Origin of the sequence: Amycolatopsis sp. cmx-11-12 (genome assembly GCF_046269425.1) — a bacterium.
Lineage (GTDB): Bacteria > Actinomycetota > Actinomycetes > Mycobacteriales > Pseudonocardiaceae > Amycolatopsis.
In genome coordinates this window covers 358,099-365,560 of the sequence record NZ_JADNQM010000005.1, presented here as the reverse complement: position 1 = coordinate 365,560, position 7,462 = coordinate 358,099, and the positions used below count along the sequence as shown (strand labels likewise).

9 protein-coding genes and 1 pseudogene are annotated in these 7,462 nt (G+C 65.2%); 7 read left to right on the top strand and 3 right to left on the bottom strand.

What is annotated here, in order from left to right; all coding sequences use genetic code 11:
• The first annotated feature begins 242 nt into the window (after positions 1-242).
• Positions 243-695, top strand: a complete 453-nt coding sequence (locus ACLARN_RS09885) for a tetratricopeptide repeat protein (protein ID WP_409491011.1) — start codon at positions 243-245, stop codon at positions 693-695.
• Between the two features lie 36 nt (positions 696-731).
• On the opposite strand, the gene ACLARN_RS09880 is transcribed toward ACLARN_RS09885, so the two are convergent.
• Entirely contained in the window at positions 732-890 is a 159-nt protein-coding gene (locus ACLARN_RS09880; RefSeq protein ID WP_409491010.1) for a hypothetical protein, read from the bottom strand.
• A gap of 68 nt (positions 891-958) precedes the next feature.
• Between ACLARN_RS09880 and ACLARN_RS09875 the strand changes: the two genes are divergently transcribed.
• The 3 genes from ACLARN_RS09875 to ACLARN_RS09865 all read left to right on the top strand — a co-directional run bounded on the left by ACLARN_RS09875 (position 959) and on the right by ACLARN_RS09865 (position 4,794).
• Positions 959-1,312, top strand: a complete 354-nt coding sequence (locus ACLARN_RS09875) for a hypothetical protein (protein WP_409491019.1) — start codon at positions 959-961, stop codon at positions 1,310-1,312.
• Positions 1,313-1,427: 115 nt separating this feature from the next.
• Positions 1,428-3,794 (top strand): hypothetical protein, encoded by a 2,367-nt coding sequence (locus tag ACLARN_RS09870; protein WP_409491009.1) that lies wholly within the window; start codon positions 1,428-1,430, stop codon positions 3,792-3,794.
• 298 nt (positions 3,795-4,092) lie between these two features.
• Entirely contained in the window at positions 4,093-4,794 is a 702-nt protein-coding gene (locus ACLARN_RS09865; protein WP_409491008.1) for a hypothetical protein, read from the top strand.
• Here ACLARN_RS09865 and ACLARN_RS09860 read toward each other — a convergent pair.
• Entirely contained in the window at positions 4,780-5,256 is a 477-nt protein-coding gene (locus tag ACLARN_RS09860) for a MarR family winged helix-turn-helix transcriptional regulator (RefSeq protein WP_409491007.1), read from the bottom strand. The genes ACLARN_RS09865 and ACLARN_RS09860 overlap by 15 nt on opposite strands.
• A gap of 42 nt (positions 5,257-5,298) precedes the next feature.
• Between ACLARN_RS09860 and ACLARN_RS09855 the strand changes: the two genes are divergently transcribed.
• Positions 5,299-6,225, top strand: coding sequence for an alpha/beta hydrolase (locus tag ACLARN_RS09855; protein WP_409491006.1), 927 nt, complete (start codon positions 5,299-5,301; stop codon positions 6,223-6,225).
• Positions 6,226-6,318: 93 nt separating this feature from the next.
• Here ACLARN_RS09855 and ACLARN_RS09850 read toward each other — a convergent pair whose 3' ends face one another.
• On the bottom strand, positions 6,319-6,666 hold the full coding sequence (locus ACLARN_RS09850) for a helix-turn-helix domain containing protein (protein ID WP_409491005.1): 348 nt from the start codon (positions 6,664-6,666) through the stop codon (positions 6,319-6,321).
• Positions 6,667-7,157: 491 nt separating this feature from the next.
• Here ACLARN_RS09850 and ACLARN_RS09845 point away from each other — a divergent pair.
• Both ACLARN_RS09845 and ACLARN_RS09840 read left to right on the top strand, forming a co-directional pair.
• Positions 7,158-7,301 (top strand): annotated as a pseudogene (locus tag ACLARN_RS09845) (hypothetical protein); the annotation flags it as partial.
• Positions 7,302-7,307: 6 nt separating this feature from the next.
• Positions 7,308-7,442, top strand: a complete 135-nt coding sequence (locus tag ACLARN_RS09840) for a hypothetical protein (protein WP_409491020.1) — start codon at positions 7,308-7,310, stop codon at positions 7,440-7,442.
• The last annotated feature ends 20 nt before the right edge of the window (positions 7,443-7,462 follow it).

The window sequence follows — 7,462 nt, the reverse complement described above, 5'->3', positions numbered from 1 at the left end:
TCAGCGGCGCCTTCACTCAGGACTCGACTACAAGACACCCCACGAAGTCCACACCGAGTACCTGAAACACCACGTCGCAGCATGAGAAACCACTAAGCGACTGTCCGGAAGACGCGAGGCAGCTCAGCTCGTGTCAGATTGAGCGAGAACCACGTCAAATCCGCGACACGCCCGGACCTGCACTCGATCACAGTCTTTTCAGTGACGCAGGGTCACGACATTCTGGTAAGCACGATCCCAGCATGGGAAGCCGATGCGCGATGGCAGGTAGGTTGGTACGCCGCAAACCTGGGGGGGAATTCGACACCGCCCTCCACCATTCCCATGCCGCCCTCGCCCTGTACCACCGCCTCCAGGACCCACGAGGCGAAGCTGACGTCGCTGACACTCTCGGGCTCGTCGCCCACCGCACCGGCGACCACCTACAAGCGATAGGCCACTACCACCACGCCATCGCCCTGCGCCGCGCACAGACCAACACCTACGAGACCGCGCACACCCTCGACCGTATGGGCCATCCTCACGCCGCCCTCGGACGACAGGAAGAGGCCCGCATGTTTTGGCGGGAAGCGTTGGCGCTGTACCGCGAACAAAGCCGCGACACCGACGCCATTCGGATACAACAACAACTCGACGATCTCGACACGCACCACGACGCCGCCCAGCCACCTCGGGATGCCGAATCCGCCAAATGACCCTGGCCAAATTCAGCGCACCACCGCGCGTGCGGTTCACCGGCGTGTATAGCCACCGGGCAGCCGGATGATTTCGGCGCGGGCCAGGCCGGGCATTTGTCCGAGGGCGGCGTCGATGCCGGACGCCAGAACCTGGCCGTGGTCGGCGAGCGTGGTGGTCAGGTGCGGAGCGGCGATGGGCGATATCACGGCCACCCCGGAGGTCGATCCCATCCTGGACGAACTGACGGCCCGGCTGTCGACGATCAAGCCACGAGAGACGTATTCCGATGTATTCGTCGGTCTTCGGCCGGACGGTGCGCGGCGCGGACCTGACTGCCGCGTACTGGGCGGCCAAGCTCCGCCGGCCGGTCCGGTTCGCCGATGCCTGCGCGGCGACCATGGAAGACGCCGAGCGCACCTTGTACGTGGAGCTGGGTGCCCCGCCGCCCCTGATCGCCTCGCTCGACGAGAACACCCAGTCCGCGCCCGACGCGCACACCAGCGTGCCCACGCTGCGCCGTGGTACGAGCGAACGCGAGTCCCTGCTGACCAGCCTCGGCGAGGCTCGCAGCCGCGGCTGCGACCCGAAGTGGGATCGAGTCCTCGCGGCAGGCGAGCCGCGGCCTGGCCGATGACAGCCACCGGTAATGATGAATCATCCGCCCGATGTCGGAGGAATCGTTTCGCGCTATGACCTGATTGTCGGCCGGGCGCTTACAATCCCCGTCGGGAGGGACTATGCGACGACGGGTGGTCTGGCTGCTGATCGGGCTGGCACTGGCCGTCGTGGCCGTCGGCGCGGCGGTGACCAAGCTTCCCGTGCCCGCCGTGATCTCGTCCGTGGTCGCGGCAGTGGGGGCGATGGTCGCGGCCGTTTCGACCACGCGTGCCGTCGCGGTGCTGAAGAACCGAGATGATCACCTCGATACGCGGCACGGTCTGCTGCGCTGTGACCGCCGTGGAGGACTGCCGCTGGTTCGTGGCCTGAACGACCCGGTTCAACTCGGTGTGCACCCGGCCGCCCTGGTGGAATCGCTGGAGCGAAGCCCTGGTTTTGTCCGCCGTGATGTCATGGAGCGCTTGACCTCGGCGATTTCCAAAGATCGTTTCGTCTTGCTTGTCGGCGAGTCCACCGCGGGCAAGTCCCGGGCCGCGTACGAGGCTGTGCGTGAGCTCTTTCCGGGCCACAGACTGGTGGAACCTTCCCAGCGTGACGCCGCGAAGACGGCTGTCGACGCGATGCTCGAATCACCCCGTGCGGTGCTGTGGCTCGATGACATCGAGCGATTCCTAGGGGCGGGCGGATTCACTGGAGCCGGTATTTCCGGAATTCTTTCGACGAAACACTGTGTCATTGTCGCCACGATGCGCTCGGAGGAATACGCATACTTCTGTGGTGGTTCGTCGTCCACGATCGACGCGACGCGGAGCCGTGAAACGATCCGGCAGGGATGGGAGGTGTTACGGCTCGCCACCCGCATCGACCTTCCCCGGTCATGGAGCACCGACGAGGTCGTAAAGGCCCGGCGGCTTGAGCCTCGTGATCCCCGCATCGCCGAAGCACTGGAGCAGGTCGACCGGTTCGGCGTCGCCGAGTATCTCGCCGCGGGGCCGCAACTTCTCGCGACGTGGCGGGATGCCTGGGCGCCGGGCACCCATCCACGCGCGGCCGCGCTGGTACACGCGGCCATAGACGCACGGCGTGCCGGAGTGCATAGGCCCTTGTCCATCGAGGTACTGACCCTTGCGCACGAGTCGTATCTGCGCAGGCGTGGTGGCCACCGCTTACGGCCGGAGGAGCTCGATCGTGCCATCGAGTGGGCGACCACCCCCCTGCACGCGACGAGCAGCCTGCTGATTCCCAGCGGTGACGGCGGTTTCACCGCGTTCGACTATCTGATCGACGCGGTCGAGCGAGAATCGATTCCCGCCGACGCGCTCGAAGCGTTCATCGATGCCGGGCAGCCCGAAGAACTCAAGGACATCGGTCAAGTGGCGTGGAACTGGGGCCGCCTGTGCCAAGCCGAACTGGCGTACGAGCGCGCGTCGGAAACTTACGTCGAGAGCCGCACCAATCGTGGATATGTGATCGAGGAACGCGACGGGCGGGCGGCACAAAGGCTGTTCCTTCAAGAAAGCTTGGAGGAACTTTCCGCGAAACTCGGCTGGAACCATCAGGACACGGTCACGATCAGATCCGCTCTCTTCTGGGTTGTGGGCGGCGGCCCGCGACCGTCTCTCCGCGGATTGCTCGATCTCCGAGCAGAGACCGAGCAGGCACTCGGAGCTTTTCATCCGGTCATTCTCAATATCCGGCGTGGTATCGCACACTGGACTGGAGAGACAGGCGAGACACACGAGGCCGCCTGCCAGTACCTCCGGTTACTCGAGGATTGCCTAAAGCACCTCGACGAGACCGAGTGGATCACCTACGCGGCGATGTTCGGCTACGCCAAGGCGGTCGGGCGTGGTGGGGCAGAACGAGCCGTCGAGTTGCATGACGAGTTCGCTGCCTGGATGCGTGCCAGGCGAGCTCCGGCCGACACGCTCACGACCTTGAGATACCAGCGTGCGGACCAGCTCCGCAGGGCAGGGCGGTTCTCGCAAGCGTTGGACGAGCTCGAATCCATCGCGAAGGACGAGGAACGAAGGCACGGCCGGCTCAATGGCCAAACGCTCAACGCACTCACGGACTTGTTCGCCTGTATGGCGGACAGTGGCGATGCCCTGAGCGCACTGGAGCTCGCGCAGGACTTGCTGGAAGAATGCCGCGCTAGTGCGGAGTCCCAGTGCATCGATCTGCGCCATCTCCGCCTCACCATCTCGACCATGACCGGCGAAACCGGAGACACGACCGAGGCCCTTCTCATCCTCAAAGAGCTCAAGGAGGAGCACGTACACCGTATCGGCGAGGATGATCCGTTCGTTCGGTCCGTCGACTACCGGTCGCGGTATTGGACCGCTGTCGAGAAGGCCCACGCGGGACGGCTCTCGGACGCCGCCGATGATTTACGTCGCTTGGGCGAAGACATCACGATCTTCCAAGGCGCGAACAGGCCGCTTAGCGAACTGGTGCTACGCAGGTTGGAGGAGGTTACGTCGCAGCTGCGCGGCTGAGCCGCTCTTCTCCACGACACCGCGAGCGAGGTCGCCGTGCTGTAGATACCCCGGATCCAGCGATCCGCTCGGTCGAGGGGCAGGAGGCACCAGCCGGTGAGTTCGAACGACCCTGTGACGCTGCTCCACGCCCAGCTGCGCGATCTGTGGCACGACGTCGGCTCACCGGGTTACGAACAGCTCAGGGCGTACGCGGTCCTGCGAGGCTTCACCCTCCGCGCCGCGACGATCTCGAAAATGCTCGCCAAGCCCATCGTGCCCCGGTGGAGGACGGTCGAAGCCTTCGTCGACGCTTGCCATGAACACGCCCGGCACCACCATCTTCCCCTACCCGATTCCCTTTTCGATCCACGGCGATGGCGAGCCGACCACGCCCACGTCTCCACGGTCGCGGCCTCCCGCTCCCAGCACCAGGAGCGAATCGGACCGCGCAGATGTCTCCGGCAAGGCCACGACCGTGCTGCAGGCGGGCACCATCGAAGGCGGCGTGCACATTCACCCCGGCTCGCCCTCCCCCGCCCCGGTTTCAGCGAAGCCGATCATGGAGTGGGACCCGTTCGACCTGGATGTGCACCACGCGATCCGTCTCGATGACTCGCCGACGACCGTCGGTGAAACCGCCCTGCCGAAGTACCTGCGGCGCGACCACGAAGTCCTCCGTACCTGGCCGCTGGTGTACCCGCGTACCGCGGATGACCTGCTGCGGCTGGACAGCGTCGTACCGAGAACCGTGCTCTGGCTCAACGAGACCCACAACCACCTGTCCGGCTCGACCGGCGAAGTAGCGGCGGCATGGCTCCGTACCTTGCTCGAGTCCAGCGCGGGGCCGGTCGTCGTGCTGGGCACGCTCTGGCCACGGTATTGGGCGGAGCTGATCGCGTCACCGCTCGGCGGGCGTCCGGACGACCATCCGCACGCCCGCGGCCTGCTTCAGCACCGGGCGCGGGTGGCCGGCGCGGGCCGCTTACCGGATGGTGGCCCCACTTCAGCCAGTGGGTAGGCCAATCCGGCGATGTTCGAGCGCGGAACGCAGCTGGCTGAGGGCGTCCGCAGCGGCGGCGATGGAGCGCACCCCGAGGCTGCCTTCGATCATTTCACTCAGGCCGGTGGTGACCGTGCGCTCGGCGGACTCGATGAGCCGCCGGCCTTCGTCGGTCAGGGCCAGCAGGGAGGACCTGCGGTCCATCGGGTTGACCTGACGGACGATCCACCCCTGCCGCTCCAATCGATCGACGCCCTTGCTGGCGGCACCGGCACCGATGGCGAATTCTGCGGCGAGATCGGCCACACGGGCTCCAGAGCGTTCACGCAGGAACCGCAGGAACTCGAACTGCGAGGTGGCCATCCCGTGCTCTGAACGCAAGCGTTCGTTCAGGGCGTTGTACAGGCGCGTCTCGCAACGGACGAGATCCGCGAAGAGCTTCTGCAGGTCGGGGGCGTCGCCCCGTGGCTTATATGCCATGGCATATAGTGTAGTGGAAGATACTTGGAGGTGAGGATCGGGATGAGTAAGCAGCAACTGGCCGACATCGACGCGATGCTCCGCCGGTTCCGGCCCACGGGACCACGCTCCGTCGCGGAGTTGCGCACCGGGTTCAAGGCGCTCATGGACACGATGATCGTGCCGGAGAACGTCCACACGGCTCCGGTGACCCTCGGTGGCCGACCTGCCCTGCACGTGACACCGGGTGACGCAGCGCGGCACGGCACGATCTTGTACTTCCACGGTGGCGGTTTCGTGTTCGGCTCGCCCGAGACTGCGCTGTCGCTGACCGCGCAACTGGTCTCGAAGACGGGCTTCGAGGCGTACTCGGTGGACTACCGCCTCGCTCCCGAATATCCGTTCCCTGCTGGCCTGGAGGACAACCTGAGTGCCTATCGCGCTCTCCTCGGTCAGGGCGTGAGCCCGTCCTCCATCGGATTCGCCGGGGACTCCGCCGGTGGCGGTTACACCGTTACCACCGCCCTGGCCGCCCGTGACGCGGATCTTCCACTGCCTGCCGCGATCGTGGCTTTCTCCCCAGGGCTGGACACCACCCGGACCGGGGAAAGCATGACGACCAAGAATGGTGCAGACCCGATCTTCACCCGAGAGGCCGTGATGCGCACGGGCGAGATGTATCTCGCCGGCCAGGACCCGCAACAGCCTTTGCTGAGCCCGGCCGTTCACGCCGATCTGACCGGCTTTCCTCCACTGCTGCTTCAAGTGGGCGCCAACGAGATCCTGCTCGACGACTCCACCCGACTCGCCGCCCGCGCCCGCGACGCCGGAGTGGACGTCATCTTGGACGTCACCGCTGACGCCCCCCACGTCTTCCAGTCCTTCGCGGGTGGCGCCCTCGACGAAGCCGACCACGCGCTCGACCGTGCGGCCCTCTTCCTCACCCAGCACCTCCGAGCCGTCGACGCGATTTCCGACCACACCGGGTGAGGCCGACGACGACGCCCATGATCACAGTGACGACTTGAACGACAGCAGCGCTGTTGGAATCTGATCGAGCCGAAAAGTTGGTTGCGGGCCGGGTCATCGCGGGCCGCCTGCCTTGACACGCGGTCGCCCGTGGGTGTCACGCATAGTCACTCCGTGTTCGAGGAGGCGTTTGCGTACAGTGTCAGCCGTGACGCTCATGCCGGTGCCGATCCGGGAGAGTGACCAGCCGAGTTTGTAGAGGTGGATGGCGTCGTCGACCTGCTCTGGCGAGAGGCCACGGCGGCGCATCGGCACGCCGTGCCGGTGGAGGATGTTGCTGACCGTTCGCCGTTCGATGCCGAACCGGTCACCGAGTTCGCACACCGTCGCGCCGGACTGGTAGTCGGCGATCAGCTGCTCAACTTGCTCGGAGCCAAGCTGCTGGACGCCGCGCTTAACCAAGGGCGGCTCGGGTGTATCGAGGCTGGGAAGCTTCTCGCGAAGCTCCTCAGGGTCCTGACCTGATCTTTTGTGTTCGAGTAAGGAACCCTCAGCTCCACCGAGAATTCGATTCTTGCCGTTCGACCTGGAGTTTTGTATGCAGAGTAACTCTCTCGCTCGTAATCTGAGCCCGAGGGTTTGGCTGTTCAGGGCCTGATTTTGTGTTCTATCCCCGTAAGGTGTCGTGCCTGTTGCGGCTGGTGTTATTTAGGTCAGGGTGTCGCTGACCGTGGTTCGAGGTTGGTGATGCGACCGTCGGCGAGGTAGCCGACAGTTCCAACGTCTGTCGTCGGTTCAACTTCAGTTCTCTGCCTCACAAGACGAACGAACCGAAGCGTTTCTTGCTCTGCGGACTTACATGAGCGATCTCGTTAACCGGCATCGCAGTGCTCCCGGTGATGATCTGATCGGCATGCCGATCCGGGCTGCGTTTCCTTGCCCCGTGCACTCTGGTGTGCCCCGGACCGCCATGGCGGACCCATGGCCAACCGGGACACGAATCTCGTCACCGCCCCGGACGACTTCGACATCTCGCGGAAACCGTTCCCACACATGGTTTCGGACACGGCATTCACCACTGTGTCGGCGCGCCACTGGCCAGGATGGAGATTCGGATTGCGCTACCAGCGTTGGTGCGGCGCTTCCCCAAGCTCCGACTCGATCTCGACCCGGCGGAGATCCGGTTCCGTGACCTGACAGCCGTGCACGGCGTAGCGGGCCTTCCGGTCGCCTGGTGACCCGCGTGGCCGGCCGGGAA